Source organism: Acinetobacter sp. YH01007, from assembly GCF_013420425.1.
In the GTDB taxonomy this organism is placed as follows: Bacteria; Pseudomonadota; Gammaproteobacteria; order Pseudomonadales; family Moraxellaceae; genus Acinetobacter; species Acinetobacter towneri.
In genome coordinates, this window is sequence record NZ_VOYC01000015.1 from 30,438 (window position 1) to 50,546 (window position 20,109).

Below are 20,109 nucleotides of genomic sequence, written 5' to 3' on the forward strand. Positions count from 1 at the left end.
ATCATTTAACTAGATTTTGGGGAAGTATGTCAGACGCTCAAGATGAATTGTTGCAGCAATACTTAGATGCTGCGCAAATCACCAATACCATTCGGCTTATTCGATTCTTTTTGGTCAGCATCCTGATTGTTTGCCTGTATGTGTTTTTTATTTATCAAATTTCTTTCTCACATTCATCACCCTACCTCAATATCTGGTTTATTCTCACTGAACTGACCATTGGTTCGTGTTTACTGCTCACAGCAGTTCACTTTAAAGCGGGACAATATCAACTCCAACAAGCACATCGTTGGTTAAAATTGGTGTGTTTCTTGATCGGAACAGCAATCGCGGTTGGGGTAAGTTTACTGTATTACTTTTTACCTCAGCAAAACCCTGAACTGAGCAACTATGAAGCGATTATTTTAGCGACCTTATTAATTATTGTGAGTCAAACCTTTGCCCTCACCTTTTTAACGCAGCGCTTGAGTTATTTTTGCTGGGTATTCATTCCAGTGATTACACCCTATATTGCCGCACAGTTTTTAGTTCACTCCGAAACTTCCGCTTTCTTTTTTCTCGCGACAAATTTTGCCTTAATTACCTTACTGATTTGTGCCAATACTTCAATGCACATGCATCGTCGTTTATCGAGCGTCTATTTTAAGAACGACCAATTCAAAAAAGCCGCAGAGCAACAAGTCGGCTGGACAGATCAACTCTGCCAACAATTACAAGTTGAAATGAACAAGTCCAAAGATATTGAACTTCAACTGCAATTTAACAATCAAATGCTAGAACAAAAAGTAAGAGAACGTACCTTTGACTTAGAACAAACGCACCAAGATTTAATCAATCAACAACATAGTTTAATTTTAGCGCATGAAGCCGCAGGTCTAAAAGCATGGGACTGGAATATACGGCAACGCAGTATTGTCTTTGGTGGTGGCGCACAGCAAACTCGTTTAGAGAATACCAAACAGCATCGGAATAAATTACAGCAACTGATTCACCCTGATGATATTCCGCACTTTCACCAAACCATGAAACAACATTTACGGGGTCTAACTGAACGCTATCAAGCCACATATCGCGTACAACATAGTTCAGGTCAATGGTATTGGGTGCATGATATTGGTCGGGTGATTGAGCGTGATCCTGTCACCAATAAACCTTTGCGCATGGTGGGGATTCGCCGTGACATTCACCAAGAACGAATTGGACAAGAGCGCTTAAAACTCACTGCCAGCGTACTTGAACAGGCAGCCGAAGGTATTTTTATTTTAGATGAAAACTTACGTTATATTGAAGCCAACCCATTCTATGCTCAAATGAGCGGATTTAAACGCGACCATATTTTAGGCAAATATCTGTTTGATTTGGTCGAGTCCCACAAAGCACATCAACGCATTACGCAAGAAGAAATTCTTCAACAATTGCTCAGCAAGGGTGAATATCATACTGAAAGGAATATAAAATTCCGCTCAGGAAAAGAATTAGAAGTTCGTATGCATATCAATGCAGTCAAAGATGAGCAAAACCGTATTATTAATTATATTGGAATTGTGTCTGATTTAACCGAACATAAACTACAAGAACAGCGTTTATCCTATTTAGAAAATTATGATGCGCTGACCGATCTCCCCAATCGTTTTTATTATAATTATCAACTACATCAATATCTTATTTCACAGCAAGATTCATTGCAGCAATTGGCGGTCATTCGACTCAATATTGACCGTTTCAGACCTTTAAACGAATATTTAAGCAATAATGGTGGCGATGAATTACTCCGCCAAGTGGCGCAGCGTTTACGTATCACCAATGCCGAAGCGCTGTTTGTTGCACACTTAAATGGCGATGATTTTGCAATTGTTTATGAAATTTCTCATATTCGCCCTTCAATCGAAGAGCACTGTGAACGCATCACCAAAGCCTTTAATTTGCCGTTTAATGTACAGGGACAAGAACATATTATTACCCTATCGATGGGGGTTTCCCTCTATCCTGAACATGGACGCCAGTTGGATTATCTAAATAATTGTGCTGAACAAGCCTTGTCTGAGGCTAAGCGTTTAGGTGGCAATACCATTAAATATTACACTTTAGACAACACCAAACTGCTAGAGCAGGATGTACATTTAGAGCGTGACTTACGCCAAGCCATTAAAAATGATGAATTAATTGTATATTATCAACCTAAAATTGATTTCCATAATTATCAGGTGATCGGGTTTGAAGCATTGGTGCGCTGGCAGCATCCAACCAAAGGCATTATTCCACCCAACCTATTTATTCCTATTGCAGAACAAACCAGTTTAATTTCCGATATTGGTCGGGTTGTAATTCAACAAACTGCCAAGCAAATTCGTGAATGGAATCTGTTAGGTTTTGATCATATCCAAGTATCGGTTAATGTAGTTGCACAACAACTGCAACGTGGTCAATTGCTGCAAGATTTAGATGATGCGATTAATACCTATCAAATTTCAGGTGCAAGCTTAGAATTAGAAATTACCGAATCCTCTTTAGTGGAAAACTCCACAACCGTGAAGTCTTTATTAGATGAAATTAAACAACGTGATATTCATATCGCCTTAGATGATTTTGGTACAGGCTATTCTTCACTTTCTTACTTAACAGACTTCCCAATTGACAGTTTAAAAATAGACCGTAGCTTTGTTTCTAAAATTGGGAATACCAAACAAGAAGCCATTGTTAGTGCCATGATTGCTATGGGCAAAGCCATGGGCATGAGTGTGGTGGCTGAAGGGATTGAAACTGAGCAACAACTGCAATATTTGCAGAATTTAAATTGTGATATTGCGCAGGGGTATTTATTCTCTAGGCCTTTGCCTGAAAGTGAAGCGACCCAATTTCTAAAAGCCAATTTAGTATCGCGCGCTTATCGCTCCTTAATCTGAAACTAGACCCAAAAGCTCTAAGTTTGTTCTAAAAATAAACAGTGACGTCTGTGCTAAGGGGGCAAGTAATGGTATATTCGATAAGATTCATAAAAAAACCACCAGCATCGCTGGCCAACTTGTCACACACGAGATTCAGATGGACGATCAATCATTAAAACAGCAGGCACTTTACTATCACGAATTTCCAACACCAGGAAAAATCAGCGTTACTCCAAGTAAGCAGCTGGTCAACCAACGTGACTTAGCGCTCGCTTACTCACCAGGTGTCGCAGCACCATGTTTAGAGATTGAACGTGATCCTTCAACAGCTGCACTTTATACCGCTCGCGGTAACTTGGTTGCTGTCGTTAGTAACGGTACAGCAGTATTAGGTTTAGGTAATATCGGTCCTTTGGCGTCTAAACCTGTGATGGAAGGTAAAGGCGTACTCTTTAAAAAGTTTGCTGGTGTCGATGTATTTGACATCGAAATTGCTGAAAATGATCCAGACAAAATTGTAGATATTGTTGCAGCATTAGAACCAACTTTTGGTGGTATCAACCTTGAAGACATCAAGGCGCCAGAATGTTTCTACATTGAGCAAAAACTTCGTGAACGCATGAATATTCCTGTGTTCCACGATGACCAACACGGTACGTCAATCATTGTAGGTTCTGCCCTACTCAATGCCTTGTTACTTAACGGCAAGAAAATTGAAGAAATCAAAATCGTTGCTTCAGGTGCAGGTGCAGCCGCACTGTCTTGTTTAGACCTGTTATGTGCATTGGGCGCGAAAAAAGAAAATATCATTGTTGCGGATTCGCGTGGTCTAATCACCACCAAACGTGAAGGTTTGGATGACTCGAAAAAACGCTATATGCAAGACATTGAAGGAACGCAACTTGCTGATGTAATTAGCGGTGCGGATATGTTCCTTGGTCTTTCTGCAGCGGGTATCTTGACCAAAGCTATGGTCAAAGAAATGGCTGAAAATCCAATTATCTTTGCTTTGGCTAACCCAGACCCAGAAATCTTGCCTGAACATGCGCATGAAGTACGTCCAGATGTGATTATGGCAACAGGTCGTTCGGATTATCCGAACCAAGTTAACAACGCACTTTGCTTCCCGTATATTTTCCGTGGTGCATTAGATGTTGGCGCAACTACCATCAACGAAGAAATGAAAATTGCTTGTGTACACGCAATTGCACGCATGGCACACATTGAAGCAGATGCAGCAACTTATGGTGAAAAATCTGCATCATTTGGTCGTGACTATTTAATTCCACGCCCACTTGATCAGCGTTTAATTCTTGAAATTGCACCTGCAGTTGCTCAGGCAGCAATGGATTCAGGTGTAGCAAGTCGTCCAATTCAAGACTTCTCTGCATACCGTCAGCGTTTGTCTGAGTTTGTATATAACTCGGCATTTATGATGAAGCCTATTTTTGCTCAAGCAAAAACTGATCCTAAACGTATTGCTTATGCAGAAGGTGAAGACTTACGCGTCCTTCGCGCAGTACAAATTGCAGTGGATGAAGGCTTGGCTAAACCAATCCTTGTAGGTCGTACCTCAGTAATTGAAGCGAACATCAAAAAGTTAGGTTTACGTCTTGAACATGGCGTGAATATAGAAATAGTAGACCAGGAAAACAACCCGAACTACGAAAAATTTGCAGATGATTACTACACCATCATGCAGCGTAAAGGCGTTACACCTGAATACGCGCAGCGTGAAGCACGTCGTCGCTCTACCCTCATTGCAGCAATGTTAGTGAAGCATGGTTTAGCCGATGGTATGTTATGTGGTACTTATTCAAGCTACGACATTCACCTTGATTTCGTAAAAAATGTGATTGGTCTAAAAGAAGGTCGTACTAACTTCTTTACCCTTAACGCATTGATGCTTGAAGATCGCAACTTGTTCATTGCCGACACTTATGTCAACACAAACCCAACTGCTGAACAGTTGGCTGAAATGACACTTTTAGCGGCTGAAGAAGTACGCCGTTTTGGTATGACACCACGCGTTGCTCTACTTTCTCACTCAAGTTTTGGTTCTGACCAACAAGACTCTAGCGCACAAAAAATGCGTAAAGTCTTTGAAATCTTGAGTGAGATTGCACCTGAGCTTGAAGTTGAAGGTGAAATGCACGGTGATGCAGCATTAGACGAAAATATCCGTCATTTTGCTTTCCCGAACTCACGCTTCAAAGGTTCTGCAAACTTGTTGATTATGCCGAACTTAGATGCTGCCAATATTTCATTTAACTTGTTGAAATCGACTTCAGGTAACAATGTTACGATTGGCCCTATCTTGTTAGGTGCAGCAAAACCTGTACATATTTTGACTCCGACTGCAACGACACGTCGTGTTGTGAATATGACTGCCCTCACTGTTGCTGAAATTCAACAAACAGCACAAGTTAAAGCATAAACCTATATTTCTGAGTGACTGACTCAGAATTATAGACTTGAGAAAACCTCTATTCTGTAGCATGATTGCTTGAAGAATAGAGGTTTTTTCATGCAAGTTTATTTAGTAGGCGGTGCAGTTCGAGATCACTTACTCGGGCATCCCTATCACGAAAAAGATTATGTTGTCGTTGGCGCAACGCCCGAACAACTTTTGGCTCAAGGCTTTCAACCTGTGGGCAAAGACTTCCCTGTTTTTCTTCATCCTGAAACCAAAGATGAATATGCACTTGCTCGCACTGAGCGCAAATCTGGACACGGTTATCACGGTTTTGAATTTCATACCGACCCAAGCGTGACCTTAGAAGAAGATTTAATCCGTCGTGATTTAACCATTAACGCCATGGCAATGGATAGTGATGGCAATGTCTACGACCCTTACGGTGGACAGCAAGATCTGTGCAATAAAGTGCTGCGCCATGTTTCCAATGCTTTTGTAGAAGACCCGTTACGGGTGCTGCGTATTGCTCGTTTTGCAGCACGTTATCATGCTTTAGGCTTTGTGGTTGCACCTGAAACCTTGTTATTAATGCAAGAGTTGGCAGAATCTGGTGAGTTACATGCGCTGACACCTGAACGCGTATGGAAAGAAACTTCACGTGCCTTAATGGAAGCACGTGCCGATGTTTATTTTGAAACATTGCGTGCCTGTGGTGCTTTAAAAGTTTTATTTCCTGAATTAGATGCTTTATTCGGTATTCCACAGCGTCCTGAATATCACCCTGAAATTGACAGTGGTGTGCACACCATGATGTCACTACAACAAGCCTGTCGTGCCAATTACTCACTCGATGTACGCTTTGCAGTGTTATTGCATGATTTAGGCAAGGCCTTGACCCCTGCCGATGAATTACCACGGCACATTATGCATGAAGAACGTGGGATTCGACCTGTAACGGAAGTGTGTGAACGCCTGCGCGTACCGACCAATACCAAACAACTTGCACTTGCTGTATGTAAAGAGCATTTAAAATGCCACCAAGCATTGAGCTTAAAGCCTGGCACGTTATGGCGCTTATTACAGCGTTTGGATGTCTTGCGTCGTCCTGAGCGTGTAGAAGCCTTTGTACAAGCCTGTGAATGTGACTCTCGTGGGCGTTTAGGTTTGGAAGATCGTGACTATCCGCAAGCGAGCTATATTTTGGAAGCGATTCAAGTGGTACGCAGCATTAAGGCGCAAGACTTACCTGCCGATGTCCAAGGCCCCGATATTGGTGAAATGCTGATTGAACGACGCATTAAAGCGATTGAGCAATTAAAGGCACGTCACTTGGCTGCTACTGCTTAGGCTATTTAAGTCTATAGAACGTCATTACATGCGTTCTTTGATCTATCATTCTTAACCTATTTAAGTCAGCCTAAATTTCTGATCGAAAAGCCGTAATCTTCTAAAATATAGAAGCTACGGCTTTTTAGCTCAAATAAATCCTTCTTGAAATAAGAAACTGTCTTTTGCTTTTAGGCAAGCTGCGCAGGAAAGCTAATCACTTGCTCTAAACGCATCTGCTCAGTTGCGATCATCAATAAGCGATCTATGCCTAAGGCGATACCTGAACATTCAGGCATATTCGGTAACGCAGCCAATAAATATTCATCAATTGGCATCACATGCAAACCAAGTTGTGCGCGTTCTGCATTATCGGCTTCAAAACGGGAACGCAGCACAGTAGCATCAATCAATTCATCATAGGCATTGGCAAGCTCTAAACCTTCGATATATAGCTCAAAACGGGCTGCGACCAATTCCCCATCATCATCTGTTCTGGTTTTAGCCAAAGATGCTAATTCAGGTGGAAAATCGGTTAAAAATACAGGAGCATCAAAGCCCAAACTTGGTTCTACAAAATGTGAAAACAATAGGTCGATGTAGCCTAGACGGTCATCACCCAAATCCAGATGCAAACCCACACGATGACAGCAGTCTTTCAATTGTTGCAGACTTGCCTGTAAAGGATTTAAATCCAAACGATCCATAAATGCGTGTTTATAACTCAACACTGTTGGACGTACTTCGCCAAAGCGTTGTTTTAACGTCAGATTAAGTAAATCTGTCACCTCAAACATAAGCTCTTTCAGGCTAAATTCGGGACGATACCATTCCAACATGGTAAATTCGCTGTTGTGTTTACGTCCATGCTCATCATCACGAAAGACTTTGCAAATTTGATAAATAGCACCACTACCACTGGCCAATAAACGCTTCATGGCAAATTCAGGTGAGGTCTGTAAATAGTGCGTATGCAATTTGCCCTGCACATGGCGCTGTGCTTGCACTGAAGCCAAATGCACATCTGTCACTCCTGCCTGTGACAAAATTGGCGTTTCAACTTCAAGTACTTCACGTTCCGCAAAAAACTGGCGTATTTGTGCATACAATTGTGCACGTGCGCGCATGCTGTTTAAGTCGCAAGTTGGTTGATATTGGAGATTTGAACTCATGCTTGCGGGCCTCCGTGTGCTGCCCATTCACGACGCAGAGGATAGGTTTTTCTTAAATGATCAAAAGCCTGCTGCTCAACTTTGCCCGCTTTGACACAGGCACGTAAATTGGCATCATCCTGTGCAATATCATAAATTTGACTTAAATGTGCATGCAGACTATTTTTCAAATCTTGGGTTTTGAAATATTGCGCGCAGCTTGGCAATTGAGTTTCAAATTGTTTTGTGGCATCTAAACCAAAATTTTCACAAAAAGCCTGATAAATCATTTGTGTGCCGCGTGCCTTGCCTTCTAGGCTATACCCTGCAATATGCGGGGTTGCCAAAGCAAGCAAATCTAATAATTCTGCAGAGATTTCAGGTTCATATTCAAAAACATCTAATACCACTAAACGCTGAGTATGTTGAATATCCTGCATTAAAGCCGCTTCTTCTACCACTGGCCCACGCGCTGAATTAATCAGAATGGCTTGAGGCTTCATACATGCCAAACGCGCTGCATTAATTAAATAATGAGTAGGATGTTCACCAGTTTCTGTTAATGGCACATGAATGGAAATTGCATCTGCCTGTTGTAATAGTGCATCTAAGTCACATTGCTGCACATTGGGCAACTGCACAAATGGATCGTATGCGATGACATCCCAACCTAATAATTGTGCCATTTTGACCAAGCGCGAGCCGACATTGCCCAGTCCAATAATGCCAAGTTTAAAGTTTTGATTGGCATGTAGTAATTCAGGCTCGAGATGAAGCAATGCGGTAATCACATACTCACTCACCGCCTGCGCATTACAACCTGCCGCATTTGACCATGCAATGCCCTGCTGCTCGATGGCTGGGATATCAAGGTGGTCTGTGCCAATGGTCGCGCTGCCAATAAATTGAAGCGCGGTCTGTTGAATCAATGCTGCATTCACTTGGGTGACGGAACGAACTAGCAGCGCATCAGCATCTTGCACATCTTGATGCGTTAGACGGCGTCCAGCCTTGTGCTCTATTTCTGCCAAATCTGCAAAGAAATAATCGGTATATGCCAGATTTTCATCTGCAATGATTTTCATAACGCCATCCCATGTGTGTTTGCTTGTTTATGATAGCTTGAGTTGTCTAGGATGACTATGATTGTTGAGATTAATGCAGAATTGTTGAACAGCAAGCCGACGATTCATTTAGGTGGAAACATGCACGTCTATATAAAAGTTGCATATTCACAGCAAAAAAATCAGCCACCCGAAGGTGGCTGACTGCTATAGATTAAGCGAGTTAAATCTTAACCAATAAATTTACGCGCATTGCGGAACATACGTAACCATGCACCATCTTCAGTCCATTCTTCAGGTTTCCAAGAATGTTGAAGCGCACGGAAATTACGTTCAGGGTGCGGCATCATAATTGTTGCACGACCATCTTTTGAAGTTACGCCTGAAATACCTTCTGGCGAACCATTCGGGTTCATTGGATAATGTTGAGTCGCATTTCCGTGGCTATCGACATAACGTAAAATCACTTGGTTGCCTGCGTTCAAGGCTGCCAAATTAGCTTCTGGTGCAACGACGCGACCTTCACCATGTGCCACTGCGATTGGTAAAATCGAGCCTTCCATATCTTGCAATAATACAGAGTTTGATTTTTCCACACGGACGTTAACGCTACGCGCTTCAAACACTTCTGAAGTATTGCGATGGAAACGTGGCCACGCTTCTGCACCTGGAATGAGTGGTGCTAATTGTGACAACATTTGACAACCGTTACAGATACCCAGTGAGAACGTTTCTTGACGGTTAAAGAATTTCTCAAACTGGTCGCGTAATTTCGGGTTGAACAAGACTGACTTCGCCCAGCCACCGCCAGCACCTAATACGTCACCGTAAGAGAAACCACCACACGCCACTAAGCCTTCAAAGTCGTCTAAATCGACACGCCCTGCAAGCAAGTCACTCATGTGTACGTCAACGGTGTTAAAGCCGACTTTGTCAAATGCTGCCGCCATTTCTACATGACCGTTTACGCCTTGTTCACGTAAAATCACCATGTTAGGACGACGTGTGTTGATGTATGGCGCTTCAACTGGCTCATTTAAGTCAAATGTCGGTTGAGCAATTAAGCCTTTGTGGTTTTTGTCTGTGATCAAAGCAAATTCTTGATCAGCAGTTTCTGAGTTGTCACGTAAACGCTGGATTTGGTGTGATACTTCACTCCAAGCCGCTTGCAAATCGGCACGTTCAAGCACCAAGCCATTTACAGCAAGTTGGTCTGTGCTATTAACTGTACCGACTACCGAAATCGCATCTTTCAAAGTAGATGCAGCAACTTCAGCAGCTAAGTTAGCCCAGTCTGCTTTAGAGATTTGTAGTACTGCACCAATTTCTTCAGCAAACAATGCCGCAACAGATTGATCTTCTAACGCCACACCTAAACGTGAAGCGAACATCATTTCTGTTACAGTTGCCAATAAACCACCATCACCAATGTCGTGATAAGCTTGAATCAAGCCACGGTTATTCCAGTCTTGTACCAAAGCAAAGAATGCTTTGAATTCGTCAAAGTTATCGACATCTGGTGTTACTGAACCAATAGCTTTATACACTTGCGCTAAAATTGAACCGCCTAAACGGAACTGACCTTTAGACAAGTCAATACGTACCAATACTGAATCGGTATTTTTCAATTCAGGGGTTAGTGTTTTACGTACATCGGTCACTGGTGCAAATGCAGTAATTACACCTGACATTGGTGAAGTTACAGATTTATCAACACCTTCGTCATTCCAAGTGGTACGCATAGACAATGAGTCTTTACCTACTGGAATTGCAATTCCTAGCGCAGGACACATTTCCATACCAATGGCTTTTACACCTTCAAACAAAGCTTGGTCTTCGCCTTTTTGACCTGCTGCTGCCATCCAGTTTGCAGATAATTTAATGTCGCTGATCTGGTCAATTTTGGCTGACATGATATTGGAAATAGATTCTGCCACTGCCAAACGCGCAGATGCTGCAGGGTTTAATAAAGCTACAGGTGGACGTTCACCCATCGCCATTGCTTCACCTGTAAAGCCTTGCAAGCTGGTAGTGGTTACTGCTGCATCTGCAACAGGCACCTGCCATGGGCCAACCAACTGATCACGTGCAACCATACCTGTAATTGAACGGTCACCAATCGTGATTAGGAATGATTTAGAAGCAACAGTTGGATTCTTGATGACACGGTAAATCGCATCTTTCAGATCAGTAACTTGAGCTGCATCAAAATCATCACCTTGACGCTCAATGCTTTCATAAGAACGGCTCATGCGTGGCGTACCACCTAACAAGACCTGCATTGGCATATCTACAGCTTTGTTATTGAACAGTGGATCTTCAACCGTTAAATGACGCGCTTCTGTCGCTTCACCCAATACTGCAAACGGACAACGCTCACGCGCACAGATTGATTCAAATAATTCTAAAGAACTTGGACGGATGGCCAATACATAACGCTCTTGCGCTTCGTTTGACCAAATTTCCATTGGTGACATGCCTGGTTCTAAAGATGGAATCTTACGCAAATCAAGTACAGCACCTAGTTCGTGATCATTCACCAACTCAGGCATTGCGTTCGAAATACCACCTGCACCCACGTCATGCACTGATACGATTGGGTTAGCATCTTCCAAACGCCAGCACGTATCAATTACTTCTTGGCAACGACGTTCCATTTCTGGGTTTTCACGTTGTACTGAAGCAAAGTCAAGGTTTTCACCCATGGTTCCGCTATCTACAGAAGATGCAGCGCCACCGCCTAAACCGATCAACATCGCAGGGCCGCCTAAAACGATTAATAAATCGCCTGGCTGAATTGGGTCTTTTTCGACATGGTCTGGACGAATGTTGCCGTAACCACCTGCAATCATGATTGGTTTATGGAAGCCTTTTACTTCACCATTCACGTTTTGCTCGAAAGTACGGAAGTAACCATTTAACGCAGGACGACCAAATTCGTTGTTAAACGCTGCACCGCCCAATGGGCCTTCAATCATAATTTGTAATGGCGATGCCATACGTGAAGGCTTGCCATAGTTTTCTTCCCAAGGCTGTTCAAAACCAGGAATATTTAAATTCGATACTGTAAAGCCTGTTAAACCTGCTTTTGGTTTACCACCACGACCTGTCGCGCCTTCATCACGGATTTCACCACCCGAACCTGTCGCAGCACCTGCAAATGGTGCAATTGCAGTTGGGTGGTTGTGTGTTTCCACTTTCATAAGAATGTGGGCAGCTTGGCTCTTATATTTATAAACGTAGTGACCTGTTGCAGCATCTTTTTTCGGATAGAAACGCTGCGTATCAAAACCAACAATCACCGAAGCGTTGTCTTTGTAAGCCGACAATACGTCTGTTGGTGATTCTTTATAAGTATTTTTGATCATTTGGAACAATGACAATGGCTGTACTTCGCCATCAATTGTCCATTCAGAACCAAAGATTTTGTGACGGCAGTGCTCAGAGTTGGCTTGTGCAAACATCATCAATTCAATGTCATGCGGATTACGGCCTAACTTGATAAATGCTTCGGTTAAATAATCAATTTCTTCATCAGACAAGGCAAAACCAAACTCACTGTTGGCTTTTACCAATGCCGCTTTGCCTTCACCCAAAATATCAATGCTATTTAAAGGTTTTGGTTCAGTTTCAACAAATAACGCTGCAGCATCGTTAATGTGGTTAAACACACTTTCGGTCATGCGGTCATGCAATACTTGTTTTACTTCGTTTGAAACGTCTGTAATACCTTTTAAGGTAAACAAAACACCGCGTTCTAGGCGGTGTACAGGCGTATTACAGTTGGCAAAAATATCGGTTGCTTTTGATGACCAAGGAGAAATTGTGCCCACACGTGGTGTCACTAAAATTTGAACTTCATCACTTGCAGCTTGGCGTAATTCAAAAGATGCACCATCGTTTAAAAGCTGTAAAGCAGATTGCTGTTGTTGCTCGTCGAGCGCTTGGTCAAATAAATAAACCCATTGGCTATCGAAAGATTGAACAGAACTCATTGACGCTAAACGGTTTAAGAGTTGAGTTTTCTTAAAAGATGAATGTGCAGGTGCACCGGCAACGATAAACATGCTGATTTTGGCTCCACGGGCTGATCTTTTGGACCATGCCACAATGTGACTTGAAGAGAGCGCATATTCTACTGTGAAATGCCATAATCAGCTAGATGGAAAATGGTTTTCTTGGCGCGTTTCGGCAGTAAAACTTCCGAATGTTGATTTAAAGCCTCTATTTCAGATCAATGTATTCAAGATTCGTGCTTTAAATTGCACAAAGCACTCTCACTGTGGAAATTACTGAATGATTGATGCTGTTTTTATTTTCTATGCCATCTGTTTACACACAGATGCTCTAAAGATCAGGACATAACGCTCAACTTCCGCCTTGCTCAATATCAACTAATCAAAGCACCTCAAATTCAATACGTCGATTTTTCTTACGTCCTTGTGGCGTTGTATTGTCTGCGACAGGCTGATTAGAACCTTGACCTTCGGTGCTTAAATGCGTTATCGCAATACCTTTATCGATCAAATAATTTTTTACCGCGCCTGCACGTGATTGGCTTAACACTATATTTTTATGCGCATCGCCCGAACTGTCTGTATGTCCAACAATTTTCACTTTTTTGGTGCCAACTTGCTTCAATGCCACAGCCATTTCATCCAGAATTTTTTGCCCTACGTCAGTCAAAATTGCACTGCCCGATTCAAACTCAACAATCCTGTTTTTGAGCGCAGCATCCAGCATTTTTTGTTCATACTGACTCCCCGAAAGCTGTGTGTTCAAACGATAAGGCTGCTGTACCAAAGCCTGAAAATTTGCTGTCGTGGCTTGAATTTGATGAGCAGCATTCACTTTTCCTTTCAAATCAACTTGAGTCCCTTTCACACGTAACTGCCCTTGCGAAATCTTTTTTAACTCTGCTGTAATCATACGCGAAACTGAGTCATCCCAACCATTCGGTGCAACAACTGCACGGACTTGAATTTTATCTAACACCTGCGATTCACCATACACAGCTTGCATTTTCGCCAAAATGGCTTGTTTACTTGCTTCGTTTGGCACCACACCTTCTATAACAATGGGCGCTGCATAAGTCAAATGACTTTGGACTAAAAAACACAAGCCAATAAGTAGACTTACGCGAATACGTTTTTGATTATTTTTCATATTTATTCATCTAAAAAAGTTTGTCTAAACAGCTTTAATGCTTGGTTAAGATTTAACTGCCGCTGACAAAGTAATTGTTCCAATGTTGCAAGACCTGCATTTTGTTCTAAATAAGCATCAATCCAAGTGGCTTGAATTAAAGAAACCCAATGTTCACCCTGCATATTTTGAATAAATAGATCGCGCAGCGTCATGACATCAGCCCCCTGAAAATCAATGATCAAAATGGGTGCCTCAAAATGTAGTATCCCCAGCAAAATTTCAGTATGATGCGCGCCTAAAAACCGCCCGATCATGCCCATCCAAAATGCTGCGATTTCAAAGCAATATCGCGGATGATTCAGCGGTAAAATCATCACTTTGTTTAAACGACGAGTGCCATTTTTGAGGACGGGTTGCAGTAAAAGTCCCAACCCAATCATACTCTGAGCCAAGTCATTGACACTGATTTTCATTAATTGTGCCAATGAATGCGTGCTGTGTTTTTCATAAAAGTCTTGGTATTCTTCTGCACTCAAAAGTTGAACCCTATTCGGCAATTGATTCAACAGTTCAAATGACATATTGGGATCACAGATATTGCTTAAGACCTGATTGCGTTGCAATAAATCAGTCCAAATAGCTTTGTAAGAAAATGGCGCAAATAACAAATTTTGACTGGGATTTCCGACCTCAAACAACTGACCCAGTAGCATTGGAAATGCCCGCCCCGAGCTATCTTGGCTCGCCTTTAAATTAACAGCTAAAAACATTGGTTCTGCTGGATGGGCAATCAAAAAATCTAAAGCAGGCAAAGTTGCATAACGCTGTTTAAAATCTGCGCTCTGCATGGCATGTTCCAATGCATTACTAATCCACTGATCGAGCTGCTGAATGAGTTCCGATTGCCCTTTAGACTTTATAAAATCACCACGGGCAGGTATTTTTCCATAATATAAAGGTACGGTTTTTACTGCTTGCATACCCACCACGCCTTTTGCCAAGTGTTATTTCTCTTGATCATTGCGGAACGCCTCCCACTTGTGCAGACATTGTAGTTTTAGACTGCGTAGCCGCTGTTTGTGCGGGACTCATTGCTGTCGTTTGTGCAGCAACCACAAGAAGTGCTTTGGTCGTGGTGACTTGATCGACCAACTGCAACCCCACATAACCACGACTTGAACCAATATTGCCCGAGCTATGTCCGCTAATGAGTCGGAAATTCACTTTTAAAGATAAAGATGGTTCCGTTTTACTGACCCAAGTCATTTCAAAGTGACCGTTTTGCTCTTTGCGCTGTGCAGCATCAATTAAACGGTTAATGCCATATTCGCCCGGTGCTTCAAAAATAGTATGCGACTGACCTTTTAAATCGAGTGCACTAATACGCACGCCGGGAATTGCGCCTGGATTGGGCCACACAAAGTTGACCCATTGTTGAATTCCATTTTCAAACTGCATTCGCTGACCATCAATATCGATGCTATACGATAAAAATTGTGGGTGCTGTAATGGATAAAATTGGAAATTGGATTGATTTGAAACAGCAGATGTTGCAGGCTGATCTAAACGTCCTGTTGCCATACCATGAATTGGCGCAACATATTGCGGAAATGCCATCACAAACTGAGGATTTAAATTTAAGCCTAAATCTTTCCATGTTTTTGAAGTTAAGACATAACCACGACGAATCAACAACGGATCTAAAGTGTCTTTGACAAAGCCAGCAATACTTCCTGTTTCACCAAAAATTTGTCCCATTTCCTGACTGGTTGCCTGTAAAGTCCCCCCTGAATGAAATGGATATTTCTGACCTAAATGTGTTGCAAACGGTTGATAGGCTTGAATACGCCATAATTTATTAATTTCATCTTGTGTCGGTACAATTAAACTTGCAAAAGATTGAGTTAGCGGTGTCATCAACAGTTTTTGTAATAATTGTTGGTCAGCCTCTTTTAAACCCACCATCATTTTTTCATCGACATATTTTTGCGTTGTATTAAAGACCGAGTTTTGATCATGGATGGTTTGTTTGAACAATGCCATTGCACTTGGTCCAATTTCCCCTGCCGTTTGGAGATTGTTAGCGGCAGTGTAAAGCCTGTTCTTTACGACGTTCAACCTGATATTCAGAGCGTGTAATGATGGGTAAAGGATCTAGATGCTGATGGAGTAACTGTTGAATATTTTGTAAGACAGCTAGACATTGGATATATGAAAAGTCTGCTTTATGTTTCTGTTGGCTCAGACAGAGAATATTCAGGGATTTAGCTATTTGATTGATGTTATTCCCGATCCGACCTAACTCTCTGAGAAATGCGGGATCAAGTTTGCAATAAGATGTGGCTACACAACTGACTTTTGTAGCTACATTTTTTGCACGGACAACACTATTTTGAGATTCGATGTCTCGCGGAACATAGGGCTGACTCGTTGCATATTCATGCGCAATTAGCGCATGGACTAGGTCGGTAAAACTTATGCCTTTCCACTCGAGCAACTGTTCAAGCTGTTCTGCTTGTTGATCTAAGAATCTCAGTCTTTTGACAATGTTTCGATTGCCTGGTTTCATTCTTCCACCTGCTGTTATTTTTATTGTGGTGTCAGCAATGTGTTCATTTAGGTTGTAGCTACAAGGAGCAATTTACAGATCGAGGTGTAGCTACAAGACATTGAATCATTTTCTGTTTGTAGCTACGGATCTTGTCACTTTTCTAGATCATGGCTACAAACAACATTACTGAGTGCTGAAAGAAACTTTAGCAAATTAATTTTTTTGACAATCGTAAATATCAAAATCGAAGATATTTTTTTAAAATTTATTCCTAAAAAAAAATGCATCTAATAGCTTCAAGGGTAATGCTCCTGAAAATTAAACGAGTTTAAAAGTCGATAAATACGCATAAAAATAGGTCTAGATTGCAAGCGCCTTCTAGACCTTTTATTCCGTTACATAGGAAGTATTAAGCAGCTGAGTATTGAAAATGAAAAACCAACCTAGCTAATGTTTTTAAATCTCTTATATTTTCAAAGCTTGAAATTACTGTGAGCTTATCCTTGAATATAGTTTTGATTTCGGTTTCTTCAGAAAGAATATAAAAAGGTTTGAGATCTCCAAAATTATTCATAAAAACTCCCCACTTATAAGCTCGCTTGAAGTCTTTCCATCCACTCTCATCTTCTGCCAAGAGGCTAATAATCATATAAGACTCAAGAAACGCTATCATTTGATCTGCAGCGGTATACCGTATTGTTTTAAAAGCTTCTCTCATATTTGAGAGTGCTAAAGAGTATTCTTGCTTTTTAAACAACCTAACTGCATCTACCCAATGCTTAAGCCAAGGACAAAGAACATCATTATTAATTTTACAATATTGTTCTAACCAGCCTTCATAGTCTGTTTCTGATCCTTTAATTAGCTTATAACCATGGAGCATATTCTCGATATTAACTTCCAAGGGTTTCATTATTTTTTCAGCTTTTGCTGTCAGCCCCAAATGTCGATGTATCTTAACAGTTGCCGAATGATAAGGTTTATCTTTAGGTATCCACAACTCTAGCAATTGTCTAACCGTAAATTTTTGCTGCATTTCGATCAGGTTCTTCTCACATATTTCATCATTAACCATGAAAAGCCCTGCTAAGAAAATTTCCCTTTCCTCTAAGTCTATGGAGTCTAGATTTTTATTAATAAATTCTCCAGATAAAATAAAGAAGTCTCGTTTTACTGCAGAATAAGCCTGTATAAACATATCTACATATCTTGTTTTAAAGGCATCGCCATATGTTGATACCAGCATATGGTTGCAGTAGGTTAAAAACCTAGCTAGTAAAAGAAACAGTGTATACGAGTCTGCTAATTGAGTACTAACTTTGTGCTTTTTGAATGCTCTGTAGAAAGTGCTGAGAATTTGAGATGTACTAGGTAACTGAACTTTTCCAGATAACCAATTTTGGACATTATTCAAATCTTTATCAGTTTGATCAACATCTTCTAATTGATGAAATGTTTGATATAACACCCCCTCAGAATCATAGATCCAGTTCATAGCATGTGCCAACGGAGTTTTTTCTGAATTACTCAACCAACTTAATATATCTGGCGCTACAGCATACGTGTCATCCAACATATATTTATAGAAAATCTCTGAAGGGAAACATATACGTGCAATGTCTACAATAAATCTTTCAATTAGATTTTCTATATTTTGCTGTTTGTTTAAAAAAGTATGCTCTTTTAAGATAACCTTCAAATAACCATTAAACAAATCACCCATTGGATTTACAAGGATTTTTTTTAAGTTATTTTCCACCATAAGAGATGAAAGTGAAGAAAATAGTTCTTCAGCATACTTATCAAAATTTTCTAAGAAATTACACCCATCTTCTTCGGCTAATCTAGACAGATTTTTATGTAAACTTTTAGGTTTAATGGAAATATCTAAAATATCTTGACCCTTTGTAGGGATAAGACCAGTGGCATTATAAAAAAACTTTAACAAATCGCCTTGCGAAGGAAATCCTATAGAGTCCATAATTTATTCAACTTCTATAAAGGTTATGACTAGGTATATGGAATATACCTAGCCGAATTATCACTTTTTAACTTGAGGATTTAATTGTGTGCCTCGGTTACCTTGATTCTGATCGTAAGTACGATTAGTACCATTTGTTCCCTTATTTGCGTTACTAATATCCGCATTGTGATTGCTAGTCGATTTCTTAGTCATGATACATACCTGTTAAGTTATATTGAGGTTTGATCATAAAGACTGAGATGTAAAAAGTTAAAAAAAACTGGCGACAAGTTTTTTACAGTCATAATTGTCATTTGTTTTTTACAAAAAAAATATCGATTAATCAAAAATATATCAGAAAATAAAAAGATCCAAGTTCCTAAATCTTCTATATTTTATGCTTGGTTTTCTAAAGAATATTTAGGCACATTCGTATTTTTTCTTCCACATTTAAAAATTATGAATTCAGGTTATTTAATCAATCTATCAGTAATGTTTGGGGTTCAGGGGGTCGCCCCTGACAAGCCCTGTTGCGTACCAAAAAGCAATCCGCAGGATTGATTTTTGTAGCTACAGGTAGGCTTGCTTAATTACAACGAAACTATTTAAATACGCATCAGAAATTTCTTCAACATTAAAAGCCATACAATCACAGACTATTCACTATTTACACTAGATTATTTTTTTATTTTTAGATCACTAACAAGTTGAAATAAATCTTTTTTCTTTGTAAACAAATTAGGTAAATCATTGGTTATTTGTTCATACATTCCATCATAATTAAGTTGCATTCTTTCAATAAATTCATCGTCTGTTTCATCTGTATATTCATAATTATATTTTTTAGGATTGGATAGCTTTTCTTTAAAGCCCCCCATAATACTAACCTCCATTATTACTTGTGTTAATCCATTTAAAATTATTGTAGCTGTAGAAGTAAATTGTTCAGCTTTATAACTACGTTTGCTTAAATGCAAAGTCTTCATTTTAATAGCATCCACTTGATCAAGCAAAGATGTAAAGGACGAATCCTCTGTTGATCCAATTGAATTCTTATTTAATGAATCAACATCCTGGACATCAAATAAATATTGCTGGAATGCGTTTAATAACTGACAAATTTTATCGTAAATTTCTGAACTTTCTTCTTCTAATAACTTCTCTACATGTTGCTCACGCCAATCACTAAAAAGTACTATTGCAGTAGTTGGTGCAAGAAAATAAGCCGTTAAAGTCAAGGTATCAACCATTAAATTATAAGTTTTTTGAGGGTCAAATATTGGCCCGTCACTTAGTAAAAATGCACCTAGTCCAAATACAAAAAAAGCAAAAAATAGAGCCCCAAAAATAAGCATCTGCACCTTTACTTCTAAAGTTTTTTTACTCATAAATCCCCCTAAATTTAGGGGGATATTAATTCAAACAATCAAATCAGACCACAATTTAGATCATTTATTTAAATAACCTTCCACTTGGTAAGTGTATTGTACGCCGTCTAGTAAACCCATCCCTTGTCGAGATGGCAACATTAAACTTTATAGGACTTCCGCATTCATATAACAGTACATTCCCATCAGTATCCTTAGCGACATAGAAACCTTCACT

Annotated in this window: 12 protein-coding genes and 1 pseudogene; 4 read left to right on the plus strand and 9 right to left on the minus strand. The window is 40.3% G+C overall.

Features of this window, described 5'->3' with window-relative positions; translation table 11 throughout:
- Positions 1-26: 26 nt before the first annotated feature.
- The 3 genes from FTT74_RS08950 to FTT74_RS08960 all read left to right on the plus strand — a co-directional run bounded on the left by FTT74_RS08950 (position 27) and on the right by FTT74_RS08960 (position 6,648).
- Complete coding sequence (locus FTT74_RS08950; protein WP_179988934.1) at positions 27-2,903, plus strand: EAL domain-containing protein; 2,877 nt, start codon at positions 27-29, stop codon at positions 2,901-2,903.
- A gap of 139 nt (positions 2,904-3,042) precedes the next feature.
- Positions 3,043-5,322, plus strand: coding sequence for an NADP-dependent malic enzyme (locus tag FTT74_RS08955; RefSeq protein WP_179988933.1), 2,280 nt, complete (start codon positions 3,043-3,045; stop codon positions 5,320-5,322).
- Between the two features lie 90 nt (positions 5,323-5,412).
- Complete coding sequence (locus FTT74_RS08960; protein WP_004972751.1) at positions 5,413-6,648, plus strand: multifunctional CCA addition/repair protein; 1,236 nt, start codon at positions 5,413-5,415, stop codon at positions 6,646-6,648.
- A gap of 170 nt (positions 6,649-6,818) precedes the next feature.
- Here FTT74_RS08960 and epmA read toward each other — a convergent pair whose 3' ends face one another.
- Both epmA and FTT74_RS08970 read right to left on the minus strand, forming a co-directional pair.
- The gene (epmA, locus tag FTT74_RS08965) at positions 6,819-7,799 is read right to left on the minus strand and encodes an EF-P lysine aminoacylase EpmA (RefSeq protein WP_096902381.1); all 981 of its coding nucleotides are present in this window, start codon (positions 7,797-7,799) and stop codon (positions 6,819-6,821) included.
- A complete protein-coding gene (locus FTT74_RS08970; RefSeq protein WP_179988932.1) occupies positions 7,796-8,863 on the minus strand; it encodes a 4-phosphoerythronate dehydrogenase in 1,068 nt (355 codons plus the stop codon). Before FTT74_RS08970 ends, epmA begins: the two co-directional genes overlap by 4 nt.
- A 51-nt stretch (positions 8,864-8,914) precedes the next feature.
- Between FTT74_RS08970 and FTT74_RS13920 the strand changes: the two genes are divergently transcribed.
- Complete coding sequence (locus tag FTT74_RS13920) at positions 8,915-9,046, plus strand: hypothetical protein (protein ID WP_256732322.1); 132 nt, start codon at positions 8,915-8,917, stop codon at positions 9,044-9,046.
- A gap of 26 nt (positions 9,047-9,072) precedes the next feature.
- On the opposite strand, the gene purL is transcribed toward FTT74_RS13920, so the two are convergent.
- The 7 genes and pseudogenes from purL to FTT74_RS09005 all read right to left on the minus strand — a co-directional run bounded on the left by purL (position 9,073) and on the right by FTT74_RS09005 (position 19,892).
- Entirely contained in the window at positions 9,073-12,909 is a 3,837-nt protein-coding gene (gene purL / locus FTT74_RS08975) for a phosphoribosylformylglycinamidine synthase (RefSeq protein ID WP_179988931.1), read from the minus strand.
- Between the two features lie 331 nt (positions 12,910-13,240).
- Positions 13,241-14,008 carry an OmpA family protein gene (locus FTT74_RS08980; RefSeq protein WP_179988930.1) on the minus strand — a complete coding sequence of 256 codons (768 nt, stop codon included), beginning with the start codon at positions 14,006-14,008 and terminating at the stop codon, positions 13,241-13,243.
- A 2-nt stretch (positions 14,009-14,010) separates the two neighbouring features.
- Positions 14,011-14,970, minus strand: coding sequence for a type VI secretion system-associated protein TagF (tagF, locus tag FTT74_RS08985; protein WP_179988943.1), 960 nt, complete (start codon positions 14,968-14,970; stop codon positions 14,011-14,013).
- A gap of 37 nt (positions 14,971-15,007) precedes the next feature.
- A pseudogene (locus tag FTT74_RS08990) lies at positions 15,008-16,072 on the minus strand (type VI secretion IcmF C-terminal domain-containing protein); the annotation flags it as partial.
- Positions 16,071-16,559: a plasmid mobilization relaxosome protein MobC gene (gene mobC / locus FTT74_RS08995; RefSeq protein ID WP_179988929.1), complete on the minus strand. Its 489-nt coding sequence runs from the start codon at positions 16,557-16,559 to the stop codon at positions 16,071-16,073. The pseudogene FTT74_RS08990 and the gene mobC, both read right to left, overlap by 2 nt.
- Positions 16,560-16,950: 391 nt before the next feature.
- Positions 16,951-18,522, minus strand: coding sequence for a hypothetical protein (locus FTT74_RS09000; protein ID WP_179988928.1), 1,572 nt, complete (start codon positions 18,520-18,522; stop codon positions 16,951-16,953).
- A 659-nt stretch (positions 18,523-19,181) separates the two neighbouring features.
- The gene (locus FTT74_RS09005; protein WP_179988927.1) at positions 19,182-19,892 is read right to left on the minus strand and encodes a hypothetical protein; all 711 of its coding nucleotides are present in this window, start codon (positions 19,890-19,892) and stop codon (positions 19,182-19,184) included.
- Positions 19,893-20,109 lie beyond the last annotated feature (217 nt).